Genomic DNA, 16,300 nt, shown 5'->3' with positions numbered 1-16,300 from the left:
GCCGCGTAATTAACTACAGATATTCGCGCACATCGCAAAAGCATCCAGTTAAAGCAGTCGTCATGCTGCGAGGATTCGTGCGCGCAAATTCAGAAGATAAAAGGAGATTCATTATGACCGAACAATCCAGCCACCAGGGAGCGCCGCGTCGGTATCGGACGATACTTGCGGACCCGCCGTGGGACGTGCACCAAAAAGGCCACCGTGGTGCGATTCAGCACTATGACTTGATGACGCTCCAGCAAATCAAGGGGATGCCCATCGCCGATTTGGTCGAGCCGGATGGCCATTGCTGGCTGTGGGTGACAAATGCCACTTTGCGCGATGGCTATGACGTCTTGGAGGCATGGGGCTACGTCCCGCGCTCGCCCCTGACCTGGGTGAAGACCCGCCTGGGGCTCGGCCAGTACCTGCGCAACATGACAGAACACCTGATCCTCGGCACTCGCGGCAATGCGCCAGTCAATTTCCGGGGGCAGCCGACCTGGACATTCGCGCCCGTGCAGGACCATTCTCATAAGCCCGAGGAACAATACGCCATCATCGAAAGAATCAGCAGCGGACCGTATCTGGAGCTGTTCGCCCGCCGGCCGCAGCCTGGCTGGCACGCTTGGGGAGATCAGATCGATTCGGACGTCGTCATTACGGGTTATCCGGTGCCATCGGATCGCAACAACATGCGTGATGGAGACGTTGCGTCATGAGCGAAGGAGATCCTTTCAAGAATCCATTTCGATGGTTTTTCCATATCAGCCTGCTGTTCCTGTTCGGGATGGTTGCCCTCTCGCTGGCGTTCCAGCTGCTAGGACAAATCTGGCCATGGCTGCTTCTCGTCGGCTTGATCGTTGGTGGTGTGGTGGCTGGCGTTGCGATTTGGCGAGCCAGGAGGCAGCCATGGTAGGCATTAAATATTTCTTAACTCGCACTGGGATTCTGTTGTGGAATGCGCCAAATCTGTTGAAACAGGTTGCGCGTTGCGTCATAGATGGAATAGGCACCACTGCCACTTTTTTGTTAGGCGACGGGTGGAACGACCATCGTGATAACCAGAAGGAGGGCAGTGATGACTAATCCGAAGCGGCGATACCGCAAGAATTCTGAGCGGCGGATTTTTGTTCAAGGCGAACGCCACGATCCGCCCGACACCTTCCTCCTGGCACGGGCGCTGCTCGACCTCGCGGCGGAAATGGCCGCTGCCAAGGCTGGCAAGGACGCTCCATCCGACGATCAGGCCGACAACGATGCACTGCCTCGGTCGGAGGACCGATCATGAACGCGCCGATAGTGTTCTCGCAGCTGTACCTACCTCGGCCGCTACTGGTGGATGACATCGTGTTGCCCTTCGGCCGGCTGGCTGCCGATCCGGGCACGCCAGGTCTGGTGCTGGAGACCCGCGCGGATGCCGACGGCACGCGTCATCTCCTCGGTGTCGCACCGGAACATGTGATCTGGGTGCATCGCACGCTGGCCGATCTTCTTCCCGGTCTCACTATCTTGCCGATCACTCCAGAACGCCCGCGGACTGCCGTCACCAAGGCGGCGGCGATCTCATTTCAACCGGCACCACTCGGCCTGCTCGACACGATGGCCGAGAGTACGACCACTGCCCTGCTCTCCGCCCTCAACGCCAAGTTGCTGCCCGGCGAGCAACTCGTCGTGCAATTGCTCCTCGGACCGACGTCGCCAGGGCGCACCGTTCGCAGTCGGATTCCAGATCCCGGACTGTCGCTGTGGCGAGCCGTGTCGCATGGCCAACAACCGGCTCCACCGTCTGTGGCCAAACAGATCGAGCAGCGCCTGGCTCACAATGGTTTTCAAGTGGCAATCCGACTGGGTATCACTGCCACCACACAGGAGCGCACGCGGCGGCTCGGCACCGGGCTGGTCGGTGCGCTGTCGAGCGCAAAACCACCCGACGTGGCCGTCACCGTCACACGCGTCCGCCCGGCCGAGTTCAGTCAGGCCAAGGCCCCGAGATGGTGGCCGCTGCGCCTGACTACGGCCGAATTGCCCTGCGTTCTGGGCTGGCCGCTCGGCGAGGCCGATCTGCCCGGCATCACGCCCATCCATCCAAAATTGTTGCTGCCGAAGCGGATACCGACCGAGACAGAACGGATCTTCGGGTACACCGCTTTGCCCGGCACCAATATTCCCATCGGCCTCGGTGCTGCCGACGCGCTAATGCACGTAATCGTCTTGGGGCCAACGGGTTCCGGCAAGTCGACCGCTCTTCTCGTGCAGATTCGTATCGATGTTGCGGCAGGGCGTGCCGTCTTTGTTATGGACCCGAAAAAGCAGCTGATCGACGACATCGTCGCTCGCTGCATTCCGGCGGATCAGATGGACCGAGTTGTCATTATCGATCCGTCTGACCCGCTGGCTCCTGGCTTCAACCCACTCGACGTGGGCGACCGCGATCCCGATGTCGTGGTCGATGGGCTACTGGCCGTGTTCAAGGCAGTGTTCTCCGACGGCTGGGGGCCGCGCACCGAAGACATCTTCCTGGCGACGTTGCTGACGCTGGCCCGCGCCGGCAAACGTCGGGCTGAGCCGTTCACGCTGCTGGATATGCCGACCCTGCTGACGGACGACCGGTTCCGCAGATCGGTCATCGGCAAGGTTTCTGACGACCCTGTGCTGGAAGGTTTTTGGGCCACTTTTAACGAGCTGTCGCCCGGCGCGCAGGCGTCGATGATCGCGGCACCCATGAACAAATTGAGGCGGTACCTGCTGCGGCCCGCAGTCGCACGCATGCTCGGCCAACCCAGGCCACGCTTTCGACTGCGAGATATCTTCCGCGACAACACGATTGTGCTGTTCGCGCTGAACGACGGTCTGATCGGGCCGATCACCTCCCAGCTGATCGGCAGCTTGGCTGTTTCGGAAATTTGGATGGCCACAATGGAGCGCGCCAACGAACACAAGCCGATGGAACGGCCGGGCATCGTCGTGGTCGATGAATGCCAAAACTATGTGCACCTGCCGACATCGTTCGGCGACGCACTCAGCCAGAGTCGGTCCTACGGCGTGGCCTGGGTGCTGGCACACCAGAGCCGGAAGCAGCTGCCTGCCGACTTGCTGGAATCGGTGGACTCGAATGCTCGTAGCAAGGTCATCTTCCGCCTGGAGAGCGCCAAGGACGCGGCCGACATCGCCAAGCTGGCACCGGAACTCGATGCGGCCGATCTTCAGAAGCTGCCCAAGCACCACGCCTACGCGCGGGTGGTGACTGGTGGCGAGTCCAGCGGGTGGACGGCAATCAAGACATTGCCGCCCCCGCCCGAGACCCAACTCGAAGCTGAGATCCGTCGCCGCAGTCGGAAGCGCTACGGCAACGACGCGCCACCAGCAACTCATGCTGCCGCGACGCCGATTGGCCCGGCGGACGACCCGGTCGTGCCTGTCGGTCGCAAGAAGCGCGGCACCGCTCGCCGAGCGGCCGAGGGAGGGGAAAAGTGAGCGCCGCGCCGGAAAAATCGCGTCTTCCCGACCGTCCTGCCGTGTTGCCTATATTTTCCTGTTTCCCTAGTTCCCTCCCCCTTGTTCCGTCCCTTCGGGACGGAACTGACCGCTGGTTCAGCGGTCCCAGACGGCGAGGGTGGCGGGTGCGGTTTGCGGCTGCTCGCGGAGAACGGTCATGAGGCAGCTCGATGAACTTCGCGAGCAGCTCAGCGATCGTGACATCGCGATTCTGGCCGATATTGAACGCTTCCGGCTCCTGACCACCGCGCAGATCCGCCGGCTGCACTTCGCTACCGGCCACGACACGATCGGAGCCGCGACCCGTGCCTGCACCCGCGTTCTTGACCGCCTGCGCGAGCACGGCTTGATCTCCACGTTGGCACGCCGTATCGGGGGCGTGCGACGGGGGTCGGCCAGCCTGACGTGGCAGCTGGCCAGCGGCGGTGAACGGCTGCTGCGGCAGCTATATGAGCGACCGTACCGACGGCGCTACCGCGAACCGTCATACGAGTTCACCGACCACACGATTGCCGTCGCCGAACTTGGCGTGCAGCTCTTGGAGACCGATCGACGCGGCACCCTCGAACTGGTGGAGCTGGCAGTCGAAGGCCCGGCCTACCGTTCGTTCCTTGGGCCGCATGGCGCGAAGGAAACGCTCAAGCCTGACTTATACGCGATTACGGCAACGGCCGACTTCGAAAGCCACTGGCTGATCGAAGCCGACCGGGCACGGGAGCATGGACCGCACTTGCTACGCAAGCTCGGCGCTTACCACCGCTACTTCAAGACCGGTCGCTACCAGGCCGAGCATGGGCTGTTTCCTTCGGTGCTGTGGGTGGTGCCCGATGACGCCCGCACCAACCAGCTCAGCAAACTCATCACCAGCGCCGAGCCGATGCCGCCTGACCTATTCCAAATCTGCACGTTCGATGGGTTTCTCGACTTCGTTATGACAAAGACCCTTGGCGTGGAATCGCTTCCATTGCCGGGCGTGCTCGAATCGACGGTAACTGATGGGCCACCAGCTGGGCTGGCCGAATACTAACTGTGCCAATGCAGATATCGGCTCTCCCATCCGCGAGTCTCAACAGATGTAAATTCCGCTTCGGAAACCCTATCCACAAATGGCGGAAAGAGAGTTATCGTTCCAAGTAACGCCGAAATAGGCGGGCCAGCAAGGCAATTACGCAAAAGGAGGAAAAATGGTAAGTGAAATTGAAGCTGTAATAGGGCAAAATGGCGAGACACCTGCTCCAAAGGCGTTCATATATCTACGGTTCGCAACCGACCGCGACACCGACGCGGGATCAGCTGACAAGCAGCGAGCCGCCTGTCAGCGCCTGGCCGATAGGCTCGGACTAGGCATCGAGATATTTGACGAGAATTGCGATACTGAACGCAGCGGTGGAGGCCCGGTATGAACTCGCCAGACCGTGGATCAGCCGTGGCGCCGGAGGGAGGCGCTCCTGCTGTGCTGTTCATGTCGTTTGCTCGAACGCCGAAGAACCAAGACCTACAGCGGGAGATCGGTATTCGTCGGGCGGACGAGTCGAAGCTCCGTCTCGTGCATGAGATTGTGGAAGTAGGTTCTGCAGCAACACCATACGACAAACGCTGGGCTCTCAACGCCCTGTTCGGCTACCTCGATGAGCATCCCGACGTCCGGCATGTGCTGCTGCCAAGCTTGGGACGCGTGTCCCGTAGTTGGCAGAACCTCGGCCCAATCCTGAAGGAATTCGAGAATCGCCATGTAGTGATCGTGACCTTCGATGGGCGGCGAGTGACCGACCTTGATATGGCAATCATGTGCTCAGGATTCAATAAGCTACTGAATTTCGAGGGGCCGACGCATCTAGGAAGAGGACTTCATGACGCTTGAGCGTCCACGCGATTTGAATGCCAGCCAGGCAAGCGCATTCCTCGGCACTGCCAAAGACTGGATGCTGCCGTATATAGCACCGGACGTTGAGGCGGCCGAGGATTTTGACTTCGTCGACGAGAACGAAGCGCCGCCCGGCACACGGACACTGTTCTATCTTCGTGTGTCCACGCCCGGACAGGTAAACAAAGACTTCGATCCAGAAGGCATTTCGATCCCGGCACAACGGCTCGCCTGCACCGGTAAGGCCAAACAGCTCGGACTGAATGTCATTGGTGAATACATCGAACCTGGCAGATCGGCCACCGAGATCACCAAGCGAGTCGAGTTCCAGAGAATGCTCGACCGCATCCGGCGCGAACGCGACGTCGACTACATCGTCGTCTACGAGCTGGCACGCTTCGCACGCAACCGGCTCGACGACGCCATCGTCATGGCCGACCTGAAGAAACGCGGCGTGACACTGATCAGCGCCACCGAATCGATCGACGACAGCCCTGTCGGCCAGCTGATGCACGGAATCCTGGCCGCGTTCAACGAATACCGCTCCCGCAAGGACGGCGCGGATGTGGCCTTCAAGATGGGCGCGAAGGCCAAGAAGGGCGGCACCCTCGGCCAAGCACCGATCGGCTACCTGAACGTGCTGCTCCAGACTGACGATGGCCGCAAGATCCGCACTGTTGAAATCGACCCTGAACGGGGGCCGCTGGTCGAGCAGGCGTGGAAGCTCTATGCGACTGGCGATTACAGCCTGGTGGAGATCGAACGCACCATGGCGGACCGCGGGCTACGTACTCGCCGCACGCCGAAGCGAGCCCCGAAGATCGTGACGTCCAAGGAATGGGCGCGGTTCTTCCGCAACAACTACTACATCGGCATTGTCACCTACAAGGGCGAAGAAGAGATTCCGGGCCGACACATGCCGCTAGTTGACGATGAGACGTTCAACCGCGTCCAGCGGGTACTGGATGAACATGGCGTGGCTGGCGAGCGCCGCCGGGTCCTCCACCACTACCTCAAGGGCTCGCTGTTCTGCGGCCAGTGCCGCATGGACAAGCGGGTCCGGCGGATGATCATGCAGCGCTCAGCGGGGCGGCATGGTGGGGAGTACTTGTACTTCTTCTGCATCGGCAACCAGAAGAACGCAGGCTGTCACTCGCCGTACATGAATGTCGACCGGGTGGACGATGCGGTGGTGGAGTACTACAAGACGATCGCCTTCTCACCGGAGTTCATCACGGCCATGCATACCAGCCTGGACGCGATGCTCGCTGAGGGCGAAGCGGCGCAGCGGCTGTACCGGAAGCAACTGCAAGACCAGCTCAAGGACTTGGACGTCAAGGAAACGAACCTGATCGGGTTGGCCGAAGACGGGGCAATGCCGAAGGCCAAGATCCGGACACGGCTGACTGAGATTGCTCGGGAGAGGGAGAAGCTAGAGGCTGAGCTGGGCAAGGTGCAGCTGGACCTCTCAGAAGGCGCTGCATTCTTGACGACCTGCCTGGAGCTACTGCGTGATCCGTATCGGCTGTATCGAGGAGCGAGCGACAAGGTACGGCGTCGGCTGAACCAGGCGATCTTCAAGCGGTTGTATGTGTTCGAGGATGAGAACACCGGCCAGGAGCGGATCATGGGGCATGAGCTGCAACCGGCTTTGGCGGAACTGAAGGCGATCGAGGCGGGACAGGCGGCTCTGCGACGCGGGGAGGATGAGGCGACAGCGATGGCTGTGGCCGAAGGAGTCCTGAGGCAACATCTGCCGGAAACGACGTTCGCCACCCGGTTGGGTGGCGAACGTATGAAGCTGGTCACGGCCCTGGCTTGCGCCGTTTATTCGGGTCGTGTTTCTAGTAATGGTCTAATGGTGCGCCATCAGGGACTCGAACCCCGAACCCGCTGATTAAGAGTCAGCTGCTCTGCCAATTGAGCTAATGGCGCGTGTCTTGCAGTGCTCCGTGTTCCGGTGCGGGACAAACATTAACAGGCGAAGTGCCCAGAAGTGAAATCGGTTTCTGACCGGGGCCGATGGGGGAGTCGGCGGCCGGTGTTAACACAGTGCGGCATGGAAGTGATCTAACCCCTGAACTCGCCTGCGGCGGAGTGGATTCGCGGTGGATCATCCATGCCGACCTGGCAGACTGGCAGCGCGTGGTCTCGACCGAACTCCATCGGCGTTGCGGGAGGAGCGTGTGTCGGTTGGATCCGAAGCCATCGGTGCGTTTTGGCGGCATCGAGACTTGAAACGGGGTTGAATATGGGCGTTGGTCAGGGTCGACATCGGTTGATGCGAAAGATCACCGGACCTGCAGTCGTTTTCGCGGTGTTCGCGCTGGCCTTGACGGCATGCTCGTCGTCCAACGCTACGGACACCTCATCGGTCACCATCGACCGCAATCCGATCACCGAGCTGATGAAGCCCAAGCTGTTGTCCCCGGTCAAGAATGGTGACGTGGGGGTTTCGCCGGGTATGCCGATGACGTTCAAGGTCGATGACGGCAAATTCACCGCTGTGACGTTGACCAACCCGCAGGGCGACCCGGTCGGTGGCACGCTGGCCGCCGACGGGCGGACCTGGGAGACCACCGAGTTGCTCGGCTACGGCAAGACCTACAAGCTGAAGGCCGACGCGATCGGTCTCAGCGGCGCGAACTCCACCGTGCTGAGCTTCACCACCAGCTCGCCGAACAGTCAGACCAAGCCGTTTCTGCTGCCCGGCGAGGCTGAAGTGGTCGGCATCGGCCAGCCCGTCGCCGTGCAGTTCGACGAGAACATTCCGGACCGCGCTGCTGCGCAGAATGCGATCAAGGTCACCACTGAGCCGCCGGTCGAGGGCGCCTTCTATTGGGTGAGCAACCGTGAGGTCCGGTGGCGGCCGGAGCATTTCTGGGCGCCGGGTACCAAGGTCACCATCGATGTGAACGTCTACGGCCGTAATCTCGGCAATGGGCTGTTCGGCCAGGACAACATCCACTCGTTCTTCACCGTCGGCGATCCGACCATCTTCACCGCGGACGACAACACCAAGCAGGTGACGGTGGAGATGAACGGTCAGGTGGTGCGGACCATGCCGACGTCGATGGGCAAGGACAGCACGCCTACCGATAACGGCATCTACATCGTCGGCGACCGCTTCGATCGCATCATCATGGACTCCTCGACCTACGGCGTCGCGGTGAGTTCGCCGAACGGCTACAAGACGCCGGTCGACTATGCGACCCGACTGTCCTACTCCGGCATCTTCTTCCACTCCGCGCCGTGGTCGGTCGGTGCGCAGGGCTACTCGAACACCAGCCATGGCTGCCTGAACCTGAGTCCGGCGAACGCGCTGTGGGTGCTGCAGAACGCCAAGCGTGGCGACATCACCATTGTCAAGAACACGATGGGCGGCACGTTGTCGGGTGTGGACGGTCTCGGTGATTGGAACATTCCGTGGCCGGAGTGGAAGGCGGGCAACGCCGACAATCGCTGACCACCACGGATGGCGAGCAGGCCCCCGGCGTTGCTTGTCGCCGGGGGCCTTTTCCTGTCGAATCAGGGAATGACCGGGCCTGATGTGCCCGCGCAACTGAGCGTCGCGCCGACCGCACTGCCGAGCGCGGCGCACAATAACGGCCCACCGAAGAGCAGGCCCTCCAGGCCCGCCATGGCGGCCCCGGCCGATCCGGTCCCCGAGGAGCCGGTGGTCGTGGCCCCGCCCGCCGATCCGGTGGTGAGCGTGCCCGAGCCCGAACTGGATCCGGTGCCCGGCTCGACCGCGATATCCGCGGTTGCGGTACCGGTGGCGCCTGCGAACAGAGTTGCGCCGACGAAAGCTGCGATTACCGCGGAACGCATCACGAACTTGGTGTCTTTCTGATCAGCCGGGGTGGCGTCCTTGCGACACCGCCCTCGTGCCCGCAGTCTACGGAGTGAAAAGGAGATCTGTCAGACAATCGGCCGAGTTGGCCGGAGCCCGGGATGCGGGGGCTTGACACTTGCGAAATCGCCTGCGCCACATAGAAATATGCCCATCGATCCAGCGGCGACTGGATTGATCACTACGACTCCGGACTGGTTGTATCGGAGGGAGAGGTTTCCAGTCATGCGGAAGTCGGCGTCCTCCCAGGAATTCGCGCCGGTCCGGTCGATTTCGATTACGCCCGGCAGCTCGTTCATCGACTCGGGCACAGTGGGCCGGTTGACACCCATCCCGACCGCTGCGCGGAACGGTCCCGCTGACGGTGGATGGGCACCGAGGGTCAGAACTGGACGCCCGCGTGCATTTCCCAGACCAGGATCTCGGCGGGCTCGCTCGCGGTGACCTGCTGGCCGCCGGTGGCGGTGAAGCGCACCGCGTCGCCGGTGTGCAGCGGGCCGGCACCCTCCAGTGTCACCGCGCCGCGGGCCACGAACAGGTGCAGGAACGGCGCGTCGGGCAGGTGCACCGACTGTCCTGGGGCGAGCCGCGCGGCGTACAGGGCCGCGTGCGAGTTCCGGATCCGGATCGCGGCGTGGCCGTCATGTTTGCGCATACCCGAGGCGACCGGCAGCAGACTGCCGGACAGCAGTTCCGCCTCGATCTCCAGCTGCTCGTAACCGGGGGTGATACCGGCTTCGTCGGGTACCACCCACATCTGCACGAAGTGCACCGGATCCTGGTGGACGTCGCCGCTGAGCCGCCACGAGTCGTTCTTCTCCGAGTGCAGGATTCCGGTGCCGGCGCTCATGCGCTGGGCCAGGCCGGGGTATATCACGCCGTTGTGGCCGGTGGAGTCCTGGTGGACCAGCGAGCCCTCCAGCACCCACGTGACGATCTCCATGTCGCGGTGTGGATGGGTGTCGAACCCCGTACCGGGATCGACGATGTCGTCGTTGTTGACCAGCAGCAGCCCGTGATGAGTGTTGGCCTGGTCGAGATGGTGGCCGAAGGAGAACGAGTGCTTGGAATCCAGCCAGCCGAAGTCGGACTCGAACCGGTCCTCGGCGCGGCGGATGTCGACGGTGGGAGTCAAGTCGATGGTGCTCATGAGGTGCCCTCCTTCAGGATCGGCGCCGGCCTGATCGCCGACCCGCAATTGGTTTCCATGGAAACTAACCCGCGTCGGAGCGGAACTATTTCCGCCAGCGATCACGCAGTTGTCGTGTCAACTTGTTGGTTGCTCAGGTCGGACTTGGCTACCGGGCGGCGCTCGGTCCGAGCGCCGGAACATCCCGAACAGGCCGGAGCAGTGGTTCAACGCGAGGGCCCCCACGGGTCGGAAGACCCAATCCGGGTTTTCGGCTCGCAACTCTTCGGCGCGGCGTTCGAGGTCCTTGCGCCCGATTCGGTCCTGTTCGTGCCACACCACATCTTCGGTATGGGTCTCGGCGATGGTCGCAGCCCGGTGAGGCCAGTCGACCTTCATGTACGTGGTGACACAATCCTTAACGGCCGAGCCGGGCGACTCGATAGCGGCCTGCAGGCCCGAGACCAGCTGCGGAAGGTACGCCAGGTACGGCTCCAGCTCTTCCCACCGCTCGTCGTCACAAGTTCGAAGAGATTGTGTGCAGCCGTCCCGGATGTTCACCACTGACACGGATTTTGTATTCATCCTGGTGATCTGCCGCCACGACGTCGCGTTACGTGTGCATGGCATCTCATTGTGCGGATGCACAAGACAGGTTCGCCGGTTTGTTGCGGATCGATGCTAGCGGGCGAGGTGTGACCGACGCATCATTGCTCGTGACACCCCGATCCGGGGAAGGACCCATGGGCACGACCGGCTTCGGCTGGGCCTGAGCTGACCAGGAGCAGAGCCGATGAACACACAGCACATCGACTACGACACCGCCGAAGGAGTCGACGTCCTCATCGTGGGCGCCGGAGCATCTGGCGGGGTGGCAGCACTCGAGTTGGCCAGCAGAGGCCTAAAGGTTGTGTGTCTGGAGCAGGGAGACTGGAACCTGCCCGACGACTTCACCGGCGACAAACCGTCGTGGGAGCTCACCCGTCTGAAGCAGTGGAACTCCAGCCCGAATGTGCGCCAGAACCGGGCCGACTATCCGGTCGACGCCACCGAGAGCCCGGTCGAACCGCTGATGTTCAACGGCGTCGGCGGCAGCACGATCATGTTCTCCGGGCACTGGGTTCGCGCGATGCCGTCGGACTTCCGGGTCAAGACACTCGACGGTGTGGCCGAGGACTGGCCGTTCACCTATGAGGATCTGCGACCGTTCTACGACGAGGTCACCCACCATATCGGCGCGTCTGGGCTGGAAGGCGACCCCGCCTATCCGGATCCGCACACCTTTCCGCTGCCGCCGCTGCCGATCGGCAAGTACGGGGTAGTCGCGGCCAAAGGGATGGACAAGCTGGGCTGGCACTGGTGGCCGGCACCGAATGCCATCGCGTCGCGCAACTTCAAGAACCGCCCGGCCTGTCTGCGCTACGGCGCGTGTGAATCCGGATGCCCAACCGGAGCCAAGGCCAGCACTGACCTCACACACTGGCGTGACGCGATCGCGCTGGGTGCGGTGCTGATCACCGGTGCCCGGGTCAGCCAGCTCACCGTGAACGACCGCGGCCTGGTCACCGGCGCCGAGTACATCGACCGCGACGGGAACCTGCAACACCAGGCGGCCCGGGTGACCGTGATGGCTGCAAACGGGGTAGGCACACCGCGCCTGCTGCTGAACTCGACCTCGTCGCTCTTCCCCAACGGCCTCGCCAACTCCTCCGGGCTGGTGGGCAAGCGTCTGATGACGCACCCGTACGCCTCGGTATTCGGCGCCTACGACGAAGAGCTCGAAACCTGGCTCGGCCCGGCAGGACAGGCGCTGCAGTCGATGCAGTTCTACGAGACCGACACCGACCGCGGTTTCGTGCGGGGAGCGAAGTGGAACCTGATGCCGACCGGTGGCCCGCTCGCCCACACCCTGTGGGAGCGGGGCCAGGACTGGCGTGAGGGTTTCGGACCCGCCTTCCACAGCCACCTCGAGCGCACGTTCGGGCGCTACACCGAATGGGGGATCACCACCGAAGACCTGCCCGACGAGCACAACGCGGTTGTGCTCGACCCAGACGTCACAGACTCCGACGGGATCCCGGCCGCGAAAATCCGCTACACCATCGGTGAGAACTGTGAGCGAATGCTCAAATTCAACGTGGAGCGGGCGATCGAGGCGCACCAGGCCGCCGGGGCTGTCGAAGTCCACCCGATCCCAGTGGTACGCCACAGCGCCTGGCATCTGCTCGGCACAGCCACCATGGGCACCGACCCCGCCACCTCCGTCGTCGATCAGTGGGGTCGGGCACACGACGTACCCAACTTGTTCATCATCGACGGCAGCGTCTTCGTCACCTCCACGGGCGTGAACCCGACCGCGACCATCATGGCGATCGCCCTGCGCTCGATGCGGCACCTCGCCGAAACCCGCCACAGCATCCAGACCGCGTTCTAAGGACAGCATGATGCTCGATTCCGACCAGCGACGCACCTTCGCGCTTCTCGCCGACGCACTGATTCCCGCGTCGGGCTCCATGCCCTCGGCCAGCGCCGCTGGAGTACCCGACGCGTTGCTCGACCAGGTTCTCGGCTACCGGCCTGATCTCGCAGAGGCATTCGCCGCGGCCGTTGCCTCGTGCACCGGCAAGGACCCCGAAGCCGCTCTCGATGAGCTCGCCGCGCACAGGCCCGACCAGTTCGAGGCGCTGACGGTGTTGACGGCGGGCGGGTACTTCCTCAGTCCCGCTGTGAAGGCCGCCATGCCCTATGCCGCGGCACCGCGTCCGGCCCGCGAGGACATGGATTCCTACGTCGATCTTCTCGCCGACGTTGTCGAGCGCGGCTTCGTCATCCGCTGATCAAGCCCGTCGAGGCCGAAACCACCACCTCCAAACCTGGCCGGGTCCAGCGAAAGGCAACAGCAGTGAGTGAAAATCACAACGGGCGTGAAGAATCTGTCTCCACCATCGAATCGGCCACCATCCAACCGATCCCGGCCGACCAGCGCCACGGGCGCAACCGGGACATGTTCACGATCTGGTTCGGAACCAACATCATGATCCTGGCGGTCGTCACCGGGGCGTTGTCGACGACCCTCTTCGGGCAGCCCGCCTGGTCGGCCGCGCTGGCGGTCATCGCGGGAAACCTCTTCGGTGCGATCTTCATGGCGCTGCACTCTGCTCAGGGGCCGCGGCTGGGTGTTCCACAGATGGTGCAGACCAAGGGCCAATTCGGTTCGCTGGGATCGATTCTGATCGTCGCAGTCGTCGTCTTCATGTACCTCGGGTTCTTCATCTCGATTCTTGTCTTCGGCGGGCAGTCCCTCGCGTCCGCCTTACCCTTCCTGAGCGGTAAGGCCGGCATCGTTGTGCTCGCGGTGATCAGCGTCTGCGCGACCATCTGGGGTTACACCCTGATCCACGCCTACGCGCGCATCATGACGTGGGCGTCGGGGCTGGTGCTGCTGATGGCGTTCGTCTGGGCGTTCATTGTCCACCCGGTGCCCGATCACTTCTTCAGCACGGGCACCGCGACGCTGGCCGGCTTCTTGAGTACCTTCGGGGCGTGTGCGGTGTGGCAGATCGCCTATGCCCCATATGTTTCCGACTATTCGCGCTACCTGCCGGCGAAGACGGGATCGAGGCCGGCATTCTGGATGAGCTACTGGGGCACCAGTATCGGCTCGATCCTGCCGATGTTCCTCGGGGCAGGCGTCGGATTGCTGCTCCCCGACACCGACCCGGTTGTCGCCCTGACCCAGGCCACCGCAGGGATCAGCGTCGTGGTGGTTGTGGTCTTCAGCGTCGGAGTCGCCGCTACGAACGCGATGAACCTGTACTGCGGCACGCTGAGCACGATCACGATTGTGCAGACGATCTTGCCGCGCTTCAATCCACGCGGCCGCGAACGTGCTTTGATCGCCACCGGACTATGTGCGCTGGCCGTGAGCGTCGCGCTCACCGCGGGCAGCGACTTCGTCGCCACCTACAACAACTTCCTGGTTCTGCTGCTGGGTTCGCTGGTCCCGTGGACCGCCGTGAATCTGGTGGACTACTACCTGGTCCGGCATGGGGACTACGCCGTCGAGGACTTTTACAAGCGCGACGGCGGTCGCTACGGGCGGGTCAACTGGCCTGCGGTCAGCTGCTACCTCATCGGTGTCGCTGTACAACTCCCATTCATGATCATCGGAACCGCCTTCATCGGACCGATCGCCAAAATGCTTGGCAACACAGATATCTCGTTCATCGTCGGATTGGCTGTCGTTTCACCGCTCTACTACTTCACAGCCACGGCTCTTGCCCGCCGCAACAATCGTTCGATGGAACCAATCACGCAACCGGCATGAACTACCACCGCTGCGGAACCGAAACGAAGAACCTACCTACGGGCGCCGGACCGGGCGCAGAAAGTACAGGCGAATGATCATGGCATCAACTGAAATTGGGCGATTCACCGTTCGGCGTCCCTCTCCGGATCAGATCCCGGTCGCTGACCTGCCGCCCGCGGGCCACTTCATCGGCGGATCGTTTGTCCAGAGCTCGTCCACCGAGGTCATCGACGTCCTCGATCCGACCACGGAAAAAGTCCTCGCATCCGTCCCGGCAGGAACCGTCCAGGATGTCGATTCGGCCGTGGAGGTGGCCGTCGAGTCTCAGAGATCGTGGGGCTGCACCACACCGAAGGAACGATCCGAGGTGCTCTCTCAGATCGCGGACATCGTAGAAGCCAACCGCGAAGTACTCACAGTGCTCGAGTCCGCGAATACCGGCAAGCCCCGCAGCGTCGCCGAGGACGATCTCTCCAACACCATCGACACGTTCCGGTTCATGGCGGGGGCGGGGCGGACGATGACTTCCCTGGCCGGTGGAGACTACGCGCGCGAACACACCTCGGTCATTCTCCGCGAACCGGTTGGAGTGGTCGGGGTGATCACGCCCTGGAACTATCCGCTACTGATGGCCGCCTGGAAGATCGCCCCCATTCTTGCCGCCGGAAACAGCGTGGTGCTCAAGCCCTCCGAACAGACGCCGCTGTCGATACTGAAGCTGGCCGAGCTCATCGCCGGACACATCCCCGACGGGATCGTCAATATTGTGACCGGCCGAGGCCGGACAGTGGGACAGCGCCTGGCCGAACACCCCGACATCGCACTTGTCGCGGTGACGGGAAGTGTTCTCAGTGGCCAGGCCGTCGCAGAAACCGCCTCACGTTCGGTCAAACGCGTCCATCTCGAACTCGGTGGCAAAGCACCCGTCGTCGTCTTCGCCGACGCCGACCTCGATGCGGCCGCGGTCGGAGTGCGTAACGCCGGATTCTGGAATGCGGGCCAGGACTGCGGCGCAGCCTGCCGGGTGCTGGTGCACGAATCGGTGGCGGAAAAGTTCACCGAACTCCTGGTTCAGGAAGTCGGCAACCTGGTAGTCGGCGCGCCGGCCGCCGGGGACGACGTCGAAATCGGTCCTATGGTTTCCCGCCCGCACTTCGAGCGCGTACGGGACTCGCTGGCCGACGCGACAGCGGCCGGCCTGCACGCGGCCATCGGCGGCGCGGTCCTGGACGGCCCCGGCTACTTCATCGAACCGACCGTGTTCAGCGGGGTGCCGGCCGGGGCGCCGATCACCCACCAGGAAATCTTCGGCCCTGTCGTCACGGTCGAATCGTTCAGCACCACCGACGAGGCGGTTGCGAGGGCCAACGAGACACCGTACGGACTCGCGGCGTCGGTATGGACCCGGGACGCGGGCCTGTCCCTGAGCGTGCCCAAGCGGCTCGACTTCGGCACCGTCTGGGTCAACTCGCACCTCGTGTTCGCATGCGAGGTGCCGTGGGGTGGGTTCAAGGGATCGGGCTACGGGCGCGACCTCTCGCTCTACGCGCTCGACGACTTTTCCCGGACCAAGCACGTCATGATCAACCACAGCGCATGAGCCCTGGGCGTCGGCCCGCCGATCTGGCACGCGAGGCCGAGTTCCCGGCCGACCTCGATGCGGTA

General features: G+C 62.9%; 16 protein-coding genes and 1 tRNA gene. 12 read left to right on the top strand and 5 right to left on the bottom strand.

Features of this window, described 5'->3' with window-relative positions; translation table 11 throughout:
- Positions 1-113: 113 nt before the first annotated feature.
- The 6 genes from ACQP1G_RS37035 to ACQP1G_RS37010 all read left to right on the top strand — a co-directional run bounded on the left by ACQP1G_RS37035 (position 114) and on the right by ACQP1G_RS37010 (position 5,341).
- A complete protein-coding gene (locus ACQP1G_RS37035; protein ID WP_433194322.1) occupies positions 114-704 on the top strand; it encodes an MT-A70 family methyltransferase in 591 nt (196 codons plus the stop codon).
- Complete coding sequence (locus ACQP1G_RS37030; RefSeq protein WP_433194321.1) at positions 701-901, top strand: hypothetical protein; 201 nt, start codon at positions 701-703, stop codon at positions 899-901. The genes ACQP1G_RS37035 and ACQP1G_RS37030 overlap by 4 nt, the downstream gene beginning before the upstream one ends.
- A 162-nt stretch (positions 902-1,063) precedes the next feature.
- Positions 1,064-1,273 carry a hypothetical protein gene (locus ACQP1G_RS37025; RefSeq protein ID WP_433194320.1) on the top strand — a complete coding sequence of 70 codons (210 nt, stop codon included), beginning with the start codon at positions 1,064-1,066 and terminating at the stop codon, positions 1,271-1,273.
- A complete protein-coding gene (locus ACQP1G_RS37020) occupies positions 1,270-3,459 on the top strand; it encodes a type IV secretory system conjugative DNA transfer family protein (RefSeq protein WP_433194319.1) in 2,190 nt (729 codons plus the stop codon). Before ACQP1G_RS37025 ends, ACQP1G_RS37020 begins: the two co-directional genes overlap by 4 nt.
- Before the next feature lie 178 nt (positions 3,460-3,637).
- A complete protein-coding gene (locus ACQP1G_RS37015) occupies positions 3,638-4,507 on the top strand; it encodes a replication-relaxation family protein (RefSeq protein WP_433194318.1) in 870 nt (289 codons plus the stop codon).
- Between the two features lie 372 nt (positions 4,508-4,879).
- Positions 4,880-5,341 (top strand): recombinase family protein, encoded by a 462-nt coding sequence (locus ACQP1G_RS37010; protein ID WP_433194317.1) that lies wholly within the window; start codon positions 4,880-4,882, stop codon positions 5,339-5,341.
- On the opposite strand, the gene ACQP1G_RS37005 is transcribed toward ACQP1G_RS37010, so the two are convergent.
- Positions 5,280-5,960: a hypothetical protein gene (locus ACQP1G_RS37005; protein WP_433194316.1), complete on the bottom strand. Its 681-nt coding sequence runs from the start codon at positions 5,958-5,960 to the stop codon at positions 5,280-5,282. The genes ACQP1G_RS37010 and ACQP1G_RS37005 overlap by 62 nt on opposite strands.
- Between ACQP1G_RS37005 and ACQP1G_RS37000 the strand changes: the two genes are divergently transcribed.
- On the top strand, positions 5,853-7,241 hold the full coding sequence (locus ACQP1G_RS37000) for a recombinase family protein (protein ID WP_433209150.1): 1,389 nt from the start codon (positions 5,853-5,855) through the stop codon (positions 7,239-7,241). The two genes, ACQP1G_RS37005 and ACQP1G_RS37000, sit on opposite strands and share 108 nt — an antisense overlap.
- Here ACQP1G_RS37000 and ACQP1G_RS36995 read toward each other — a convergent pair.
- A tRNA-Lys gene (locus ACQP1G_RS36995) sits at positions 7,204-7,279 on the bottom strand. The two genes, ACQP1G_RS37000 and ACQP1G_RS36995, sit on opposite strands and share 38 nt — an antisense overlap.
- Positions 7,280-7,595: 316 nt before the next feature.
- Here ACQP1G_RS36995 and ACQP1G_RS36990 point away from each other — a divergent pair.
- A complete protein-coding gene (locus ACQP1G_RS36990) occupies positions 7,596-8,810 on the top strand; it encodes a L,D-transpeptidase (protein ID WP_433194315.1) in 1,215 nt (404 codons plus the stop codon).
- Between the two features lie 62 nt (positions 8,811-8,872).
- Here the strand turns inward: ACQP1G_RS36990 and ACQP1G_RS36985 are convergent, their stop codons facing one another.
- From ACQP1G_RS36985 to ACQP1G_RS36975, 3 genes are all read right to left on the bottom strand, one after another.
- Entirely contained in the window at positions 8,873-9,175 is a 303-nt protein-coding gene (locus ACQP1G_RS36985; RefSeq protein WP_433194314.1) for a hypothetical protein, read from the bottom strand.
- 404 nt (positions 9,176-9,579) lie between these two features.
- On the bottom strand, positions 9,580-10,347 hold the full coding sequence (locus ACQP1G_RS36980; protein WP_433194313.1) for a pirin family protein: 768 nt from the start codon (positions 10,345-10,347) through the stop codon (positions 9,580-9,582).
- 117 nt (positions 10,348-10,464) lie between these two features.
- Complete coding sequence (locus tag ACQP1G_RS36975) at positions 10,465-10,911, bottom strand: hypothetical protein (protein ID WP_433194312.1); 447 nt, start codon at positions 10,909-10,911, stop codon at positions 10,465-10,467.
- A gap of 208 nt (positions 10,912-11,119) precedes the next feature.
- Between ACQP1G_RS36975 and ACQP1G_RS36970 the strand changes: the two genes are divergently transcribed.
- The 4 genes from ACQP1G_RS36970 to ACQP1G_RS36955 all read left to right on the top strand — a co-directional run bounded on the left by ACQP1G_RS36970 (position 11,120) and on the right by ACQP1G_RS36955 (position 16,235).
- A complete protein-coding gene (locus ACQP1G_RS36970) occupies positions 11,120-12,760 on the top strand; it encodes a GMC family oxidoreductase (protein ID WP_433194311.1) in 1,641 nt (546 codons plus the stop codon).
- Positions 12,761-12,767: 7 nt separating this feature from the next.
- A complete protein-coding gene (locus ACQP1G_RS36965) occupies positions 12,768-13,163 on the top strand; it encodes a hypothetical protein (protein ID WP_433194310.1) in 396 nt (131 codons plus the stop codon).
- 65 nt (positions 13,164-13,228) lie between these two features.
- Positions 13,229-14,653 (top strand): purine-cytosine permease family protein, encoded by a 1,425-nt coding sequence (locus tag ACQP1G_RS36960; RefSeq protein WP_433194309.1) that lies wholly within the window; start codon positions 13,229-13,231, stop codon positions 14,651-14,653.
- A gap of 79 nt (positions 14,654-14,732) precedes the next feature.
- Complete coding sequence (locus ACQP1G_RS36955; protein WP_433194308.1) at positions 14,733-16,235, top strand: aldehyde dehydrogenase family protein; 1,503 nt, start codon at positions 14,733-14,735, stop codon at positions 16,233-16,235.
- Positions 16,236-16,300: the final 65 nt, after the last annotated feature.

Origin of the sequence: Nocardia sp. CA-107356 (genome assembly GCF_050946365.1) — a bacterium.
Taxonomy (GTDB): Bacteria; Actinomycetota; Actinomycetes; order Mycobacteriales; family Mycobacteriaceae; genus Nocardia.
The sequence above is the reverse complement of the archived record's forward strand: the minus strand, read 5'-3'. Positions and strand labels throughout refer to the sequence as shown.

Coding starts and splice junctions, on each gene's coding strand:
- ACQP1G_RS37025 (WP_433194320.1), top strand. CDS start 1,064: ATGACTAATCCGAAGCGGCGATACCGCAAGAATTCTGAGCGGCGGATT.
- ACQP1G_RS37015 (WP_433194318.1), top strand. CDS start 3,638: ATGAGGCAGCTCGATGAACTTCGCGAGCAGCTCAGCGATCGTGACATC.
- ACQP1G_RS37020 (WP_433194319.1), top strand. CDS start 1,270: ATGAACGCGCCGATAGTGTTCTCGCAGCTGTACCTACCTCGGCCGCTA.
- ACQP1G_RS36985 (WP_433194314.1), bottom strand. CDS start 9,175: ATGCGTTCCGCGGTAATCGCAGCTTTCGTCGGCGCAACTCTGTTCGCA.
- ACQP1G_RS37035 (WP_433194322.1), top strand. CDS start 114: ATGACCGAACAATCCAGCCACCAGGGAGCGCCGCGTCGGTATCGGACG.
- ACQP1G_RS36990 (WP_433194315.1), top strand. CDS start 7,596: ATGGGCGTTGGTCAGGGTCGACATCGGTTGATGCGAAAGATCACCGGA.
- ACQP1G_RS37030 (WP_433194321.1), top strand. CDS start 701: ATGAGCGAAGGAGATCCTTTCAAGAATCCATTTCGATGGTTTTTCCAT.
- ACQP1G_RS36955 (WP_433194308.1), top strand. CDS start 14,733: ATGGCATCAACTGAAATTGGGCGATTCACCGTTCGGCGTCCCTCTCCG.
- ACQP1G_RS36970 (WP_433194311.1), top strand. CDS start 11,120: ATGAACACACAGCACATCGACTACGACACCGCCGAAGGAGTCGACGTC.
- ACQP1G_RS36965 (WP_433194310.1), top strand. CDS start 12,768: ATGATGCTCGATTCCGACCAGCGACGCACCTTCGCGCTTCTCGCCGAC.
- ACQP1G_RS37010 (WP_433194317.1), top strand. CDS start 4,880: ATGAACTCGCCAGACCGTGGATCAGCCGTGGCGCCGGAGGGAGGCGCT.
- ACQP1G_RS37000 (WP_433209150.1), top strand. CDS start 5,853: ATGCACGGAATCCTGGCCGCGTTCAACGAATACCGCTCCCGCAAGGAC.
- ACQP1G_RS36980 (WP_433194313.1), bottom strand. CDS start 10,347: ATGAGCACCATCGACTTGACTCCCACCGTCGACATCCGCCGCGCCGAG.
- ACQP1G_RS36975 (WP_433194312.1), bottom strand. CDS start 10,911: ATGAATACAAAATCCGTGTCAGTGGTGAACATCCGGGACGGCTGCACA.